Source organism: Actinoplanes palleronii, assembly GCF_016862315.1.
GTDB classification, from domain to species: Bacteria; Actinomycetota; Actinomycetes; order Mycobacteriales; family Micromonosporaceae; genus Actinoplanes; species Actinoplanes palleronii.
In genome coordinates, this window is record NZ_BOMS01000064.1 from 1 (window position 1) to 14,212 (window position 14,212).

Genomic DNA, 14,212 nt, shown 5'->3' on the forward strand with positions numbered 1-14,212 from the left:
GTCCCGGCCCCGCGCCCACCGGACACCCCGACTTCTGTCGACGCAGCTCAGCCCGCCGCACCACCGGGCCGTGCGGCGGTCCCCGCGCCGTCGTCACCACCCGCACCACCCGCACCGGGCCGCGCCGCGGTTTCCGCGCCCGCCCCATCGGCCGCGCCGATGCCGCAGTCCGCGCCGAACCCGGCAGACGCACCGACCCGGTCGATCACGCCGAGCCAGCCGTCGGCGCCGGGCCGCGCTGCGGTCTCCGCGCCATCCCAGCGCCCCGCATCACTGGAGCAGGCGCCGCCGCCGCAACGCCCTACATCGCTGGCCCAGGCGCCACCGCCGCAGCGCCCGTCACCCCAGCAGGCACCACCTGCGCTGCCGCAGCATCCGTCGGCCCAGCAGGCACCGCCCGCGCCGTCGCAGTATCCGCCGACGCCGGCGGCGCCGCTCGCGCTGCCGCAGCATCCGTCGTCTCAGCAGGCGCCACCTGCGCCGTCGCAGTATCCGCCGACGCCGGCGGCGCCGCTCGCGCTGCCGCAGCGTCCGTCGGGTCAGCAGGCGCCACCCGCGCCACCCCAGCGGCCTGCGCCTCAGCAGCCGCCCGCGCCCTTCCCGCCGCCCGCGCCCCAGCAGCCACAGGCCGCTCCGCGACCGCCCGCGGCGTTCCCGGGCAGCACTCCCGGCCGGGCGTCCGTTCCGGCACCCGCCCCGCCGGCCTCGCCATACGATGCTTCCCAGCGCGCGGCCGCCGCAGCGCCTCTCGCACCACCCTTCCGCCCGCCCGTGACGAATCAGCCATCCTTCCCGTACCAGCCGCCCGCGCCGCAGCAACCCTCGGCGCCGGGCCGCGCCTCGGTGCCCGTGAGCAGCGCCCCGGTGAGCGCGCCGACGAGCGGTGGATCGACGTACCAGAGCGGCGGACCGCAGGCCCAGCAAGGCAGCGGCCCCGGGACCTACCAGAGCGCCGTACCGAAAAAGCCCAGGCGCCGCGGTCTCATCGCCCTCCTGGTCGTCGTGTTCCTCCTGGTCGGGCTGTTCGGCGCCGGGACCGCGGTGCAGCTCAAGCGCGAGCTGCCGCCCGCCACCCTGGCCACCGAGATCGCCACCACCCTCAAGATCCCCGGCGCCGCGCCCACGATGCCGTGGCCCAGCGAGGGTTCCGCGGAGTTGATGATCGAGGGGTTGGGCCGGATCGGCGGTTCCGGCGGTGAGACGGCCGAGCCGATCGGCAGCGTCGCCAAGGTGATGACCGCTTACGTCATCCTCAAGAACCATCCCCTCGACGGCGACGAGGAAGGCCCCGACCTCACCGTCACGGCCGCCGACGTCGCGGATCACGACCGGCGCACGCTGACCGGTCAGTCCCTGGTCCCGGTGCAGGTGGGGGAGAAGCTGACCGAGCGCGACGCCCTCGAGGCGCTGATGCTGCCGTCCGCGAACAACATCGCGCACCAGCTCGCGGTCTGGGACGGCGGCACCGAGGCGGGCTTCCTGGAGAAGATGAACGCCGCCGCGGACGAGCTGGGCATGACCGATTCCGAGTACACCGACCCCAGCGGTTTCCTGCCGACCACCATCAGCACCGCGCCGGACCAGGTGAAACTGGCCCGGGCAGCGCTGAAGTTCGACGTGTTCGCCGAGATCGTGGAGCTGCGCGACGCGCAGATCCCGGTGGCCGGGAAGATCCGCAACTACAACGACCTGCTCGGCGTCGACGGGGTCTTCGGGATCAAGACCGGCTCCACCGACCAGGCCGGCGGCAACCTGGTCTTCGCGGCCCGGCTCAAGGTCGGCGCGAAGAACCTGGTGATCGTCGGCGCGGTCTTCAACCAGCCGGGCGCGAACACGCCGGAGCAGCTGGTCGCGGTCAACAAGGTGGTCCGCAAGCTGCTCGCGGCGGTCGAGAAGACCGTTAAGGAATACTCGGTGCTGCCGGCGAAACCGGTCGGCACGGTGCAGACCGCGTGGGGCTCGTCGTCGACGGTCACCCCGAAGACGGCGTTGAAGGTGGTCGGCTGGCCGGGCCTCGCGGTCAAGGTCAAGACCACCACCACGAAGCCCGGCGCCCAGGTCAGCGCCGGGCAGCAGGTGGGCGAGGTTCAAGCTTCCGGGGTACGCGTACCGCTGCTCGCCGACGCCGCCACCAGCGAGCCCTCGCTCTGGTGGAAGCTCACCCGGCGCCCCTGACCGGCGGCCCGGGTGCGCTGGGTGAGCACCACACACCCGAGCACCACGGCGGCCGCCCCGATCGACGCGGCCGTCACCGGCTCGCCCAGCAGCAGGGCTGACCAGAGCAGGGTCAGCACCGGCTGGGCGAGCTGGACCTGCCCGACCTTGGCGATCCCGCCCCGGGCCAGTCCGGCGTACCAGGCGAAGAAGCCGAGGAACATCGACACCGCGGTGAGGTAGCCGAACGCCGCCCAGCCGCCCGCGCCGGTGTGCGGCGGGTGCTGGATCGCGGCGACCAGCGCGATCGGCAGGGTGACCGGCAGCGCGAGCAGTAACGCCCAGCAGATCGTCCGGGCCCCGCCGAGTTCCCGGGCGAGCACCCCGCCCTCGGCGTACCCCAGCCCGCACAGCACCACGGCGGCCAGCAGGTAGAGGTCGGCCACGGTCAGCGAGCCGTGCACGGCGCCGGTGGCGACCAGGAAGACCAGGACGGCGACCAGCCCGCCGCCACTGGCCAGCCAGAACGCCGGCGGCGGCCGCTCACCGGCGCGCAGCGCGGCGAACACCGCGGTCATCGCCGGTAGCACCGTGATCACCACGGCGCTGTGCGCCGAGGTCTGGCTGGTCAGCGCGAGGGACGTGAAGAGCGGGAAGCCGACGACCACGCCGAGCGCGACCACCGGCAGCCGCCGCCACTGCGCCGGGGTGGGCCGCGGTGACCGGGTCCAGCGCAGGTAGGCCAGGGCCAGCAGGGCTGCGCCGACCGCGCGCCCGAACGCCACGAACCACGGGTCGAGATCGTGCACCGCGACCCGGGTGGCCGGCAGCGACATGCTGAACGCGAGCACACCCAGCGCGCCGAGGGCAAGTCCCGCTGTTACCGTGCTGCCGTCAGTAGCGCTACTCTTGCTTCTCATGAATGACGGTAACGCAGCGACCCGTGTTATCCAAGATCTTCGTGCCCGGGTCCGGGACGCGGTGCCCGGGTCGCGGTTGCCGTCGGTGCGCGAGCTGACCGTCGCGCACCAGGCCTCCCCGGTCACGGTCAGCGAGGCGATCCGGCACCTGGTCGCGCAGGGCCTGGTCGAGGCGCGTCCGGGCCGTGGCACGTTCGTGGCGGCCCGCCCGGAGCCGCCGCGCGCGCCGGACCTGTCCTGGCAGACCGTCGCGCTCGGGCCGGGCGTTCCCGGCGAGAGCGAGATGCAGGCGTTACTGGCGTTACCGCCGCAGGGCGCCATCCCGCTCTCCGGCGGCTACCTCGACGCCGATCTGCAGCCGGCCGCGGCGCTCGGCGCCACGCTGTCCCGGATCGCCCGGCAGCCGGCCGCCTGGCAGCGCGGCCCCGCCGAGGGCCGGGAGGATCTGCGCGACTGGTTCGCCCGGGAGACCGGCACCGGGCTGCGCGCCGGCGACCTGGTGATCTGCCCGGGTGGGCAGTCCGCGCTGTCGACGGCGCTCCGCTCGCTCGCTGCACCCGGTGACATCCTGCTGGTCGAGTCGCCTACCTATCTCGGTGCGCTGGCCACCGCCAGGGCCAGTGGCCTGCGGGTGGTCCCGGTCCCGGCCGACCACGACGGCGTGTTGCCGGACCAGCTCGCGGCGGCGTTCGCCCGCACCGGCGCGCGACTGTTCTACTGCCAGCCGCTCTACGCCAACCCGACCGGCTCGACCCTGGCGGCGCACCGGCGGGACGCCGTGATGGCCACCGTGCGCGCCAACGGCGCGTTCCTGATCGAGGACGACTACGCCCGTGACCTGGTCATCGACGCTGACGCCCCGCCGCCGCTGGCCGCGTCGGACCCGGACGGGCACGTCGTCTACCTGCGCTCGCTGACCAAGTCCGCGGCGCCGGGCCTGCGCATCGCCGCGATCGGCGCCCGCGGACCGGCCGGCGCCCGGCTGCGGTCGGCCCGGTTGCTCGACGACTTCTTCGTGGCCGGGCCGTTGCAGCAGGCCGCGCTGGAGTTCGTCACCGGCCCGGCCTGGCCTCGTCACCTGCGCACGCTGCGGCGGGAGTTGCGCGACCGCCGCGAGGCGCTGCTCACCGCCCTGCACCGGCACCTGCCCGAGCTGGTCCCGGCGGTGGTCCCGCGCGGCGGCTTCCACCTGTGGGTGCGGCTCCCGGACGGTGCCGACGACACCGCGGTGGCCGCGGCGGCCGCTGCCGAGGGCGTGATCGTCTTCCCGGGCCGGCCCTGGCACGCCGCCGAACCGCCCGCTGCGCACCTGCGACTGACCTGGGCCGCGGCCCCGCCGGACAGGATGGATGACGCGGTCCGGCGGCTGGCGCGGGCGCTGAAAAAATTCAGTTGACAGATTTACATTTTCAAAACGAAAAAGATCTACGATGCGCCCGTGCAATCTGACATGGGCCTGCAACCCGGGGTTCGCCTGGGTAACCGATACCGCTTGGAAGACCGGATCAGCGCCGGAACGACCAGCGAAGAGTGGCGTGCTGTCGACGAGTCGCAATCGCGGACCGTCGCGGTCGAGATCAGCCCGGCCGGTGACCCGGACCGGTTCACCGCCGCGGCGAGCGCGCTGGCCCGGATCGACCATCCCGCGGTCGTCAAGGTCCTCGACGCCGGCCTCGCCGGAGGCTTCTCCTACCTGGTCACGGCGTTCACCGATGGTGAGTCGCTGGCCCAGCGGCTGGCCCGGACCGGCCGGCTCGCCCCGGACGAGGCGATGCGGATCCTCGCCGCGGCGTCCGAGGGCGTGCAGGCTGCGCACGACCAGGACGTTCTGCACGGCGACCTGACCACCGCCGACGTACGGCTGCGCAGCGACGGCGGCGTGACGATCACCGGCTTCGCGCTGGCCCGGCCGGGCGCCACGAGCCCGGAGCAGGCACAGGGCCGTCCCGGTGACCGGCGCAGCGACGTCTACGCGCTCGGCAAGGTCGCCCAGGAGAGCCTGGGCGGCGACCAGGCGGACGTGCCGGCCCCGGTGCTCGCCCTGGTGCACCGGGCGCTCGCCGACGACCCGGAGCAGCGCTGGCCGTCCGCGCTGGTGCTGGCGGACGTCGCACGCCAGGTCGCGACCGAGCCGGAGCCGGAGGTCGGCACGGGCGCCAAGTCCTGGCGCCGGAACCTGATCGCGGCCGTGGTCGCGGTCTTGGTGGTCGGCGGCATCATCGCCGGCATCGCGGTCCGCGGCGGCGGGGACACCGACGCGGCGTCCGCGGCCAAGCCCACCGCGAGCGCGGGCAGCGGCGTGCCGGCCGGGTTCACCGCGTGCGGCGACGCGTTCTGCCCGACCGAGCCGATGTGCTGGAACGCGCTGGTGCAGACCGGAACCCAGGCGATGCCGCCGGTGTCCGCGTACTGCCCGGGCAGCCACGTCTGGGAGACGTTCCTGGCGATCCCGCTGCCGGACGGCCCGCCGGTGCTGACCAAGGCCAAGCCGCTGATCAAGGAGGCCGCGGTGGCCAAGGCCTGCTCGGCCGCGGTGCTCAAGGCGCAGAGCAAGAAGCCTGCCGTCACCGTGCACTGGATCCGCGCCGCGTGGCCGGTCGAGGGCACCGGCAACACCTGGCTGCTGCACTGCATCGCCCAGCCGAAGGCCGGCACCTCGACCGGCGCGGTCTTCGCACCGTAGGGCCGCTGCCGGCGACGCCCTAGACTGCCCGCGTGCAATCAGATTCGGTCTTGCGCGCGGGCATGCGCCTGGGTGATCGCTACCTGCTCGAGGACCGGCTCGGCGCCGGCGGGATGGGCGAGGTGTGGCGCGCCCTCGACGAATTCCTGGGGCGGACCGTCGCGGTCAAGACCATGCTCCCCTCGGCGTCCGGGGACCCCGATTTTGTACGGCGGTTCACCCAGGAAGCGACGGTGATGGCGCGGGTCAACCACCCCGCGGTCGCCTCCATCCACGACGTCGGCCGGGCCGGCGACGGGATCACCTACCTGGTGATGGAGTTCGTCGACGGCGAGACTCTGGCGCAGCGGCTCGGCCGTGGCCGGCTCGCCCCGGACGAGACGATGCGCTTGATCACCCAGGCCGCCGAGGGGCTGCAGGCGGTTCACGACCAGGGGATCCTGCACCGCGACATCAAGCCGGCCAACATGCTGCTGCGCCGCGACGGCCGCGTGGTGATCACCGACTTCGGGATCGCCCGGCACGAGGACGCCAGCCGGATCACCGCGACCGGGGCGATCCTGGGCACGCCCAGCTACCTGTCGCCGGAGCAGGTGCTCGGCCAGCAGGCCGACCGGCGCAGCGACGTGTACTCGCTGGGTCTCGTCGCCTACGAGTGCCTCGCGGGGGAGCGGCCGTTCGTCGGCGACAACCCGTATGCGGTGGCGTTGCAGCGGATCCAGCAGTCCCCGAAGACCATCGGGGTGAACGTGCCGATGCCGGTGCTGGCAATCGTGGAACGCGCGCTCGCCGTCGACCCGGCACAGCGCTGGCAGTCCGCCACCGCCCTGGCCGACGCCGCCCGCACCGCGTTCGACCCGCCGGCGGCACATCGGTCCGGGGTGGACGCGCCGCCGGCCCGGTCCGACGCGCCGCGGTCCGCCGGTGACGCGCCTCGGGCTCGGGCGCAGACGCCGGGTGGCCGGACCGGGAAGCTGGTTACCGCTGCCCTCGCCGCCCTGGTGATCGCGGGTGGTGTCGCCGGTGTGGTGCTCAAGACCCGCGACGACGGCAGTGGCAGCGCCGCGGCCGATCCCGGGACCGCCGGCACCGCGAGCGCGCCGGCCACGCTGGCCGCGACACCGGCGGGGTTCGCCGTCTGCGGTGACGCGTTCTGCCCGACCGAGCCGATGTGCTGGAACGGACTGACCCAGAACGGCGCTGAGGCGGTCACCCCGTCCTCGGCGGACTGCGGCACCGAGCACTTCTGGGAGACCTATCTCGCGGTGCCGCTGCCGGACGGCCCGCCGCTGATGCGCGGGGACCAGACGCTGGTCGAGCGCCCCGAGTACGCGAAGGTGTGCACGGCCGCGGCGCTCGCCGACCACCGCATCGGCGGGAAGAGCGCCACCGGCTGGTTGCGGGACGCCTGGCCGATCCCGGCCGGCAAGACCTGGCTGCTGCACTGCCTCGGCCAGCCCGCCACCCACCTGTCGACCGGCCCCGGCTTCAAGTCCTGACCCACCCAAACTCCCCACGCAGCAGCCAACAACCGCGAGTGTGGGGACTTTCGGTGCGGAGCGCGCCCAAACTCCCCACGCAGCGGGTGACGGCGGTGAGTGTGGGGATTTTCGGTGCGGAGCGCGCCCAAACTCCCCACGCAGCAGCCAACGACCGTGAGTGTGGGGATTTTCGGTGCGGAGCGCGCCCAAACTCCCCACGCAGCGGGTGACGACCGTGAGTGTGGGGACTTTCGGTGCGGAGCGCGCCCAAACTCCCCACGCAATGCTCGGCCAGCCCGTGCGAGGGGAGTTCGGCACATTGGGGTTGGGGTGACCGCGACCACCCACGGGCAATGAAGGGTGCGGCGATCGGTGTGGACGCGCCAGCGGCCAGATCGCCGTGCCCGGCCCCCGCGGGAGCGGCGATCTGTACCCGGCAGCCACATGGGACATCATGAATTTGATCTTCGAAGTAACCGGGAGCGAGAAGCGGACAGCAGCCGAAATATCGCTATTGGACCGGGTTCCAGCCGTCCGCGCCCGCCAGATATTTCTGGGATGTGTAGTTCGCGGCTGTTGACGCGCTCATCTGCGGCCGGTCGCTGGTGCCGCCGGTCGCGCCCGCACCCGTGTTCGCGTATTCGGTGAAGCGGCACGTCTTCCAGGAGAAACCGCTCATGTCCTGCCACGCGCCGGCCTGCCGGATGTGGCTGCCGAGGGTCGATTCGCGGACCAGGACCTGGCCGATCGCGTCGGCCGCGCCGCCGGCGTGCCAGCAGCGGCCGAGTGCCACGGTCTGCGCGGCGGCCGAGCTCTTCAGCGTGGACCTGGTGATCAGGAAGCCGTAGGGGTTGCTGTCGTCGGTCGCGGCGGCGGTGATGTAGCCGTTGTTCGAGCTGCTGCCGATGTTGAGCGATTCGATCGTGGTGCTGTCGATGACGACCGCGCCGTTGCCGTAGATGAAGTCGACGGCGCCGGAAATATAAGACTTGTAGACATACTGCCGGATCTGCGAGCTACCGGTGCCGCCCCAGGACAGGAACGTGTCCTGGTAGCCCACCATCCGCACGTTGCGGTACACCTGACGGTCGCCGGCCGCGTAGACGGCGAGTGCCTGGCTGCCCGCGCCATACGTGTTCTGCATGGTCAGGCCCTTGATCGTGCTGTTGGCGGCCTGGTTGTAGACGGTGGCGCTGCCGACCGTGCCGGCCGTCGACTGCGGCTTGTTGCCGGTGATGACCACGTCGGACGAGGTGCCGGTCGCGCCCTGCAGGGTGAGGCCGGACTTGCTCGCCGGGATCTGGACCTGGCCCTGGTAGGTGCCGGCCTTGATGGTGATCACGCCGCCGGTCGACGAGGCGGCGATCGCGGCCTGGATGGTGGTGTAGTTGCCGGAGCCGTCGGTGGCGACGGTGAAGTTGGTGGCGGCGTGCGCGGCGGCCGGGATCGCGGCGACCCCGGCGACGACGGCGGTGCTCAACGCGATCTTGGAGAGTTTCATGGGAGCCTCCACACCGCGGCGGCCAGGGCGATCTTGGAAAGTTTCACGGGGACCTCCGAAACTGGGACGGCGCCCGCCTGGGGATTGGGGCGGGCGCCGTCAGGAGCGGGGAACGTCAGATCTTGCCGGTGCCGGCGCCGGCCGTGACGGTGGCCTTGACCGTGCTGTTGGCCTCGGGGGTGTACGAGTACGGGATCGCCGCGACGCTGGCGCCGTTGCGGACCACCTCGGTGCCCGAGTTGACCTTGTAGTTGTTCAGCACCTTGAGGTTCCCGGAATCCGAGTCACCGGTCTGGGTGATCGTGGGGTTCGCGACGTTCTCGAAGTAGTTGCGTTCGACGAAGACGCCGGCGTTCTCGGTGGACGCGACGCCGTACGAGCCGACGTTGCTGTAGTAGTTGTTCAGCACGTGCACCGGGTTGGCGAACCGGACCCGCGGGTGCCGCTGGTTGGTGCCGTCGAACCAGTTGTGCACGTACGTGACGCGCAGGTGCCCGAGGTCCTCGGCCGAGTTGTCGTCGCTGTGGCCGAGCAGCATCGACTTGTCGTGGTCGTGCAGGTGGTTCCAGGACACCGTGATGAAGTCCGAGCCACGCTTGATGTCGATCAGGCCGTCGTACCCGTTGGACAGGTCGTTGTGGTCGATCCACACGTTCGTGGTGCTGGACTGCACGTTGATCGAGTCGTCGGCGGCGTTCTTGAACACCAGGTTCCGGATGATGATGTTCTTCACGCCGGAGAGGTTGAAGCCGCCGCCGGTGACGCCGGACGCGGATCCGACGCCGATGACCGTCTTGTTGGACGCGACGCTGTACATGCCGGAGATGGTGATCAGGCCGGAGACCCGGACGGTCTGTGACGTGCTCGAGCTGAGCGCCGTCTTGAGGGCGGCGGCCGTGGTCACGGTGACCACGGTGCTGGACGAGCCGCCGCTGGTGCCGCCGTTGAGGCTGGCGAAACCGACCGGGCTGGACTCGGCGGCGACCGCGCCGGTCTGGGTGGCGACGAGGGTGCCGCCGACCGCCAGGACTCCGGCGGCGGTGGCGGCGAGGACGGTGCGACGTGACGGTGACATGGGGGATTCCTCCGTTGGGGGACGGGTTCTTCCTGCGGGTAAGCGCTTTCCTGGCTGCCGAAGTTAGGCCGGTCATCCATGTCTGTCAATCACTGATGTCCGGCATGTTTCCGGCGACGCCTTAACCGGTTCACGCTGACCTGCGGCTTCCATCGTTCGGGGCACTCCCGGACGGCGTGCAACATCTGTAGAACTGAGACATGCTCACCTATCTCGACTGCGACACCGGCATCGACGACGCGGTCGCCATCGCCTACCTGCTGGCCCACCCGGCGGTCACGCTCGCCGGCATCGGCACGGTCAACGGCAACACCACCGCGCCGCAGGCGGCGGCGAACACCCTCGGGTTGCTGGCACTGGCGGGCCGCGAGGACGTTCCGGTCGCGATCGGCGCCGGCGAACATCCGCACGCGGTGGCCTCGGTGCACGGTGGCAACGGCGTCGGCGAGGTCCGCCTCCCCTCCGGGGGCAAACCCGATCATCGTACGGCGGTGGAGCTGCTCGTCGCCCTCGCCCGGCAGCACCCGGGCGACCTCCACGTGCTGGCCACCGGCCCCTGCGGCAACCTGGCCGCCGCCCTGCACGTGGAGCCACGCCTGCCCGAACTGCTCGCCTCGGTCACCGTGATGGGCGGCGCCGTACGGGTCCCCGGCAACCGCACCCCGCACGCCGAGGCCAACATCGTCCACGACCCGGCCGCCGCGGCCGTGGCGCTGGCCGCCCCCTGGCCGGTGACCCTGGTCCCGCTGGACGTCACGATGGCGCACCGCTGGACCGCTGCCGACGGCGACGCGCTGCGGGCCGGCGGCTCACCGCTGCAGGTGGCCCTGGCCGACATGCTCCCGATCTACTACACCAGCTACGAGCGCCGCCTCGGCGTCCGCGAGATCCCGCTGCACGACCCCCTCGCCGCCGCCATCATGCTCGGCGACGTGACCCCGGCGGACGCGCCGACCCTGTCGATCACGGTCGCCCCGGACGGCCGGACGGTGGAGCAGGGCCCGGGCCCGGTCCGGGTGGTCCTGTCACTCACGGCCCCGGCCGGCCCGGTGCTGCTGAGTCGCATCCTCGGTCAGTGACCCACGCCCTGGTAGCCGCGCAGCTGCCGTTTCCAGAACAGGTATGCCAGCGTGAACAGCGTCGCGCCCACCACCGGCGTCAGATAGCCCAGCCACGCCGGGACGGCCAGCTGACCGGTTCTGCCCAGCACCACACTGGCCGGGAGGAAGGCCACGAACGCGACCGGCAGGACGTAGGTCAACGTCCGCTGCACGCCGCTGCCGAAGATGCTCAGCGGGTAGGACCCCAGCGTGTCGAACGCGTCCAGCATCATCAGCCGGAACGCCCAGGTGTCCAGGATCCGCACCGACAGCCCGGCGATCACCACCACCACGGACGCCTCGACCTGCGCGCCGCCGATCACCGCGAGCACCAGGAACAGCACCGCGGCGGGTGACCAGTCGACGTCGGCGACGGTCAGCGCGATGCCGAAGACCAGGATCGCCATCGACAGGTCGCCGAACGGCATCAGCGACCGGGTGTTCGTGGCCAGCTGCACGAGCGGGTTGGCCGGGCGCAGCAGCATCCGGTCGAGCTGGCCCTCGCGGATCGCGACGTCGGAGAGCCCGACGCCGTCCATGGTGACCAGCCACAGGGCGTGCGACAGCAGGCGCATGCCGTACAAGAAAGCGATCTGCCCGAGGGACCAGCCGGCGACCGTGCCGAACGTGTGCAGCAGCACCCAGACGAACGCGAAACCACTTCCCTGGTACGCGGCGCCGGCCAGCATCGTGGTCAGCACGTTGCCGCGGTACTGGGTCGCGGCGCGCAGCGCGGCCCCGCGCAGGATCAGGTAGAGCCGGATCTCCCGGCGCAGCCGGTGTGCCACGCCGCCACCTTCCGTTGCGGGCTCACCCACCGTGCACCACCGTCCGCCGGTACGCCTGCCGCCACACCAGGGCGGTCAGCCCGCTCAGCAGCACGATCCAGCCGGCCGCGACCACGAACCCGTCGCGCGCCGCCGGACCGTTGACCTGACCGATATAGATCGCCGCCGGCTGGTACACGATGTAGCGGAACGGCAGCGCGTCGGCCACCGCCCGCAGCGGCGCCGGGAAGAACACCAGCGGCACGCTCGCGCCGGCCAGGAACGCCGCGACGAAGCGGTACAGCACGGCGATCCCGGTGTTCTCCACCGTCCAGAACGCGGTCAGCCCGATCAGCAGGGACAGCAGCCCGTTCAGCATCCAGCCGAGCAGCAGCGCCACCGGGTAGAGCAGCCCGGCGGCGAGCCCGGCCGGCCCGGACAGCCCGCCGATCAGCCCGGCGAGCGGGACGACCAGCAGCGTCACCGCGATCTGGGTGACCGATGTCCCGGCCTGCAACGCCAGCATCTGCCCCGGATATCCGAGCGGCCGGCTGATGTCGAAGACCACCTCCCCGCTGCGGACCCGGGCCGCCATGATCCACATCAGCGGCGAGTTGATCACGATGGCCTGCAGGCTGGCCAGGGTCAGGTAAACCACCGTGCTCTCCCGGCTGAGCCCGGCGACGGTGTCCCGGCCCTGGTAGGCGGCCGACCACACCCGGGTCACCAGCAGGATCCAGAGCAGCGTCACCGCCGCCGACGCGAAGATCGTGATCCGGTACTGCAGGCGGATCGCGACGGCGGCCCGGACATACGCCCGATAGCCCCGCAGCGCGCGCCTCACCCGTCCCGCCGTTCCCGGTAGAGCTCCTTGACCACACTCTCCAGGTTGGACTCGACCACCGACAGCTCCCGGATCTGCCACCCGTCGCCGGCCGCCGCGAGCAGCCGGTGCACCGGCTCGTCCCGTCCCACCCGGAACCGCCATCGGCCGTCGTGCTCGCGTTCGCCCGAAAACCCGCCCAGGTCCAGGCGGTCCCCATCCGGCTGATCGCCGTCCAGACGAACCAGGACCTCTTGGTACGGGGCGAAGCGCGCGACCAGCCCGTCCACCGCCCCGTCGTAGAGCACCCGTCCGTGATCGATCAGCAGGATCCGCCGGCACAGCCGTTCCACGTCGGCCAGGTCGTGGGTGGTCAGCAGCACCGTGGTCCGGCCGCTGCGGTTGGACTCGTCGACGAAGCCCCGGACGGTCTCCTTGGCGAGCACGTCCAGCCCGACGGTGGGCTCGTCGAGGTAGAGCAGCGGCGGGTCGTAGAGCAGCGCGGCGGCCAGGTCACCGCGCATCCGCTGGCCGAGGCTGAGCTGCCGGACCGGGGTGTGCAGGAACGGGTCGAGCTCCAGGAGTTTGCGCAGCCGGGCCAGGTTGCTGGTGTAGCGGGGCGCCGGCACGTCGTAGAGCGCGGCGACCAGCGTGAACGACTCGATCAGCGGCAGGTCCCACCAGAGCTGGCTGCGCTGGCCGAACACCACCCCGATCCGCCGGGCCAGGTTCTGCCGGTCCCGCCACGGCACCACCGGCCCGCCCGGCCCGGCCACCTCGACCGTGCCACTGGTCGGCCAGAGCACCCCGGTGAGCAGCTTGATGGTTGTCGACTTGCCGGCGCCGTTCGGCCCGAGATACCCCACGACCTCGCCCTCGTCGATGCTGAAGTCGATGTGGTCGACGGCGAGGGTGCGCTCCTTCTCCCTGGTGAACAGCGTCCGCAGGGTGCCGAAGCGGCCCTGCACCGCTTTGGTCCGCACATACTCCTTGGTCAACTGCCGCACGGTGATGAGGGCCATGACTCATGGGTCTACCATTCCCGGCTGTTTCGCCGGGCGTATTTTCCTGAGCATCGAGTCCAGAATGGATCGGTGACGACGATCCGATTGTTCCGCCCCGACGACGCTGTGGCGGTGGCCGAGCTGATCACCCGGTGCCTCCGCGAGGTCAACAGCCGCGACTACCCGGCCGAGCTGATCGACCGGATGTGCGCCCACTTCAACCCACTCCGGATGCTGGAGCTGTCCCAGCAACGCCAGATCTTCGTCGCGCAGCAGGCCACCCCCGCCCCGCCGACCAGCGCCGGTCTCGTCGGCGCCGGCGGCGGTCTTGTCGGCGCGGCGTCCGGCGCCGGTCTCGCCGGCGCGGCGTCCAGCGAGGGTCTTGTCGGTGCCGGCGGCGGTCTCGTCGGCACGGTCTCGCGGGACGGCAACAAGGTCTTCACCATGTTCGTCCACCCGCGGGCGCACGGTCAGGGCGTCGGCCGGCAGCTGATGACCCACATCGAGGACCTGGCCGCCGCGGATGGTTTCGACCACATGGAGACCGGCGCGAGCATCACCGGTCACGGCTTTTATCAGCGGATCGGCTACACCGACGTCCGAGTCAGCGACACCGACTTCGGCATCAACTACATCCTCCGCAAACCCCTGCGCTAGCCACCGCCACGTGGTGCTCTCGGGCGCGCCGAACCGCAACTCCCCAC

At 71.8% G+C, this 14,212-nt stretch carries 12 protein-coding genes; 6 read left to right on the forward strand and 6 right to left on the reverse strand.

Going from position 1 to position 14,212, the window contains the following annotated elements; genetic code table 11:
- Window positions 1-864 precede the first annotated feature (864 nt).
- Window positions 865-2,175, forward strand: coding sequence for a D-alanyl-D-alanine carboxypeptidase (locus Apa02nite_RS22780; protein WP_239164491.1), 1,311 nt, complete (start codon window positions 865-867; stop codon window positions 2,173-2,175).
- Here the strand turns inward: Apa02nite_RS22780 and Apa02nite_RS22785 are convergent.
- A complete protein-coding gene (locus tag Apa02nite_RS22785) occupies window positions 2,088-3,074 on the reverse strand; it encodes a DMT family transporter (RefSeq protein ID WP_203826792.1) in 987 nt (328 codons plus the stop codon). The genes Apa02nite_RS22780 and Apa02nite_RS22785 overlap by 88 nt on opposite strands.
- Between Apa02nite_RS22785 and Apa02nite_RS22790 the strand changes: the two genes are divergently transcribed.
- Genes Apa02nite_RS22790 through Apa02nite_RS22800 form a run of 3 tightly spaced genes read left to right on the forward strand, consistent with a single transcriptional unit; the run spans window position 3,073 to window position 7,256 of the window.
- Window positions 3,073-4,470 (forward strand): aminotransferase-like domain-containing protein, encoded by a 1,398-nt coding sequence (locus tag Apa02nite_RS22790; RefSeq protein ID WP_203826793.1) that lies wholly within the window; start codon window positions 3,073-3,075, stop codon window positions 4,468-4,470. The two genes, Apa02nite_RS22785 and Apa02nite_RS22790, sit on opposite strands and share 2 nt — an antisense overlap.
- A gap of 42 nt (window positions 4,471-4,512) precedes the next feature.
- A complete protein-coding gene (locus tag Apa02nite_RS22795) occupies window positions 4,513-5,757 on the forward strand; it encodes a serine/threonine-protein kinase (protein ID WP_203826794.1) in 1,245 nt (414 codons plus the stop codon).
- Window positions 5,758-5,789: 32 nt separating this feature from the next.
- Window positions 5,790-7,256, forward strand: coding sequence for a serine/threonine-protein kinase (locus Apa02nite_RS22800; RefSeq protein WP_203826795.1), 1,467 nt, complete (start codon window positions 5,790-5,792; stop codon window positions 7,254-7,256).
- Window positions 7,257-7,749: 493 nt separating this feature from the next.
- Here the strand turns inward: Apa02nite_RS22800 and Apa02nite_RS22805 are convergent, their stop codons facing one another.
- Together Apa02nite_RS22805 and Apa02nite_RS22810 are read right to left on the reverse strand one after the other, a co-directional pair.
- Window positions 7,750-8,739: a pectinesterase family protein gene (locus Apa02nite_RS22805; RefSeq protein ID WP_203826796.1), complete on the reverse strand. Its 990-nt coding sequence runs from the start codon at window positions 8,737-8,739 to the stop codon at window positions 7,750-7,752.
- A 115-nt stretch (window positions 8,740-8,854) separates the two neighbouring features.
- The gene (locus Apa02nite_RS22810) at window positions 8,855-9,814 is read right to left on the reverse strand and encodes a pectate lyase family protein (protein WP_203826797.1); all 960 of its coding nucleotides are present in this window, start codon (window positions 9,812-9,814) and stop codon (window positions 8,855-8,857) included.
- Window positions 9,815-10,014: 200 nt separating this feature from the next.
- Here Apa02nite_RS22810 and Apa02nite_RS22815 point away from each other — a divergent pair, with 200 nt between their 5' ends.
- Window positions 10,015-10,893: a nucleoside hydrolase gene (locus Apa02nite_RS22815; RefSeq protein ID WP_203826798.1), complete on the forward strand. Its 879-nt coding sequence runs from the start codon at window positions 10,015-10,017 to the stop codon at window positions 10,891-10,893.
- On the opposite strand, the gene Apa02nite_RS22820 is transcribed toward Apa02nite_RS22815, so the two are convergent.
- Genes Apa02nite_RS22820 through Apa02nite_RS22830 form a run of 3 tightly spaced genes read right to left on the reverse strand, consistent with a single transcriptional unit; the run spans window position 10,887 to window position 13,526 of the window.
- Window positions 10,887-11,702 (reverse strand): ABC transporter permease, encoded by an 816-nt coding sequence (locus Apa02nite_RS22820; RefSeq protein WP_239164492.1) that lies wholly within the window; start codon window positions 11,700-11,702, stop codon window positions 10,887-10,889. The two genes, Apa02nite_RS22815 and Apa02nite_RS22820, sit on opposite strands and share 7 nt — an antisense overlap.
- Before the next feature lie 22 nt (window positions 11,703-11,724).
- Window positions 11,725-12,525 (reverse strand): ABC transporter permease, encoded by an 801-nt coding sequence (locus tag Apa02nite_RS22825; RefSeq protein WP_203826799.1) that lies wholly within the window; start codon window positions 12,523-12,525, stop codon window positions 11,725-11,727.
- Window positions 12,522-13,526 (reverse strand): ABC transporter ATP-binding protein, encoded by a 1,005-nt coding sequence (locus Apa02nite_RS22830; protein WP_203826800.1) that lies wholly within the window; start codon window positions 13,524-13,526, stop codon window positions 12,522-12,524. The genes Apa02nite_RS22825 and Apa02nite_RS22830 overlap by 4 nt, the downstream gene beginning before the upstream one ends.
- Window positions 13,527-13,598: 72 nt before the next feature.
- Between Apa02nite_RS22830 and Apa02nite_RS22835 the strand changes: the two genes are divergently transcribed.
- Window positions 13,599-14,165, forward strand: coding sequence for a GNAT family N-acetyltransferase (locus tag Apa02nite_RS22835; protein WP_203826801.1), 567 nt, complete (start codon window positions 13,599-13,601; stop codon window positions 14,163-14,165).
- Window positions 14,166-14,212 lie beyond the last annotated feature (47 nt).

Bases quoted from the DNA above. Each gene is read 5' to 3' on its own strand.
- Apa02nite_RS22810 (WP_203826797.1), bottom strand. From the start codon at position 9,814: ATGTCACCGTCACGTCGCACCGTCCTCGCCGCCACCGCCGCCGGAGTC.
- Apa02nite_RS22785 (WP_203826792.1), bottom strand. From the start codon at position 3,074: ATGAGAAGCAAGAGTAGCGCTACTGACGGCAGCACGGTAACAGCGGGA.
- Apa02nite_RS22805 (WP_203826796.1), bottom strand. From the start codon at position 8,739: ATGAAACTCTCCAAGATCGCGTTGAGCACCGCCGTCGTCGCCGGGGTC.
- Apa02nite_RS22815 (WP_203826798.1), top strand. From the start codon at position 10,015: ATGCTCACCTATCTCGACTGCGACACCGGCATCGACGACGCGGTCGCC.
- Apa02nite_RS22830 (WP_203826800.1), bottom strand. From the start codon at position 13,526: ATGGCCCTCATCACCGTGCGGCAGTTGACCAAGGAGTATGTGCGGACC.
- Apa02nite_RS22790 (WP_203826793.1), top strand. From the start codon at position 3,073: ATGAATGACGGTAACGCAGCGACCCGTGTTATCCAAGATCTTCGTGCC.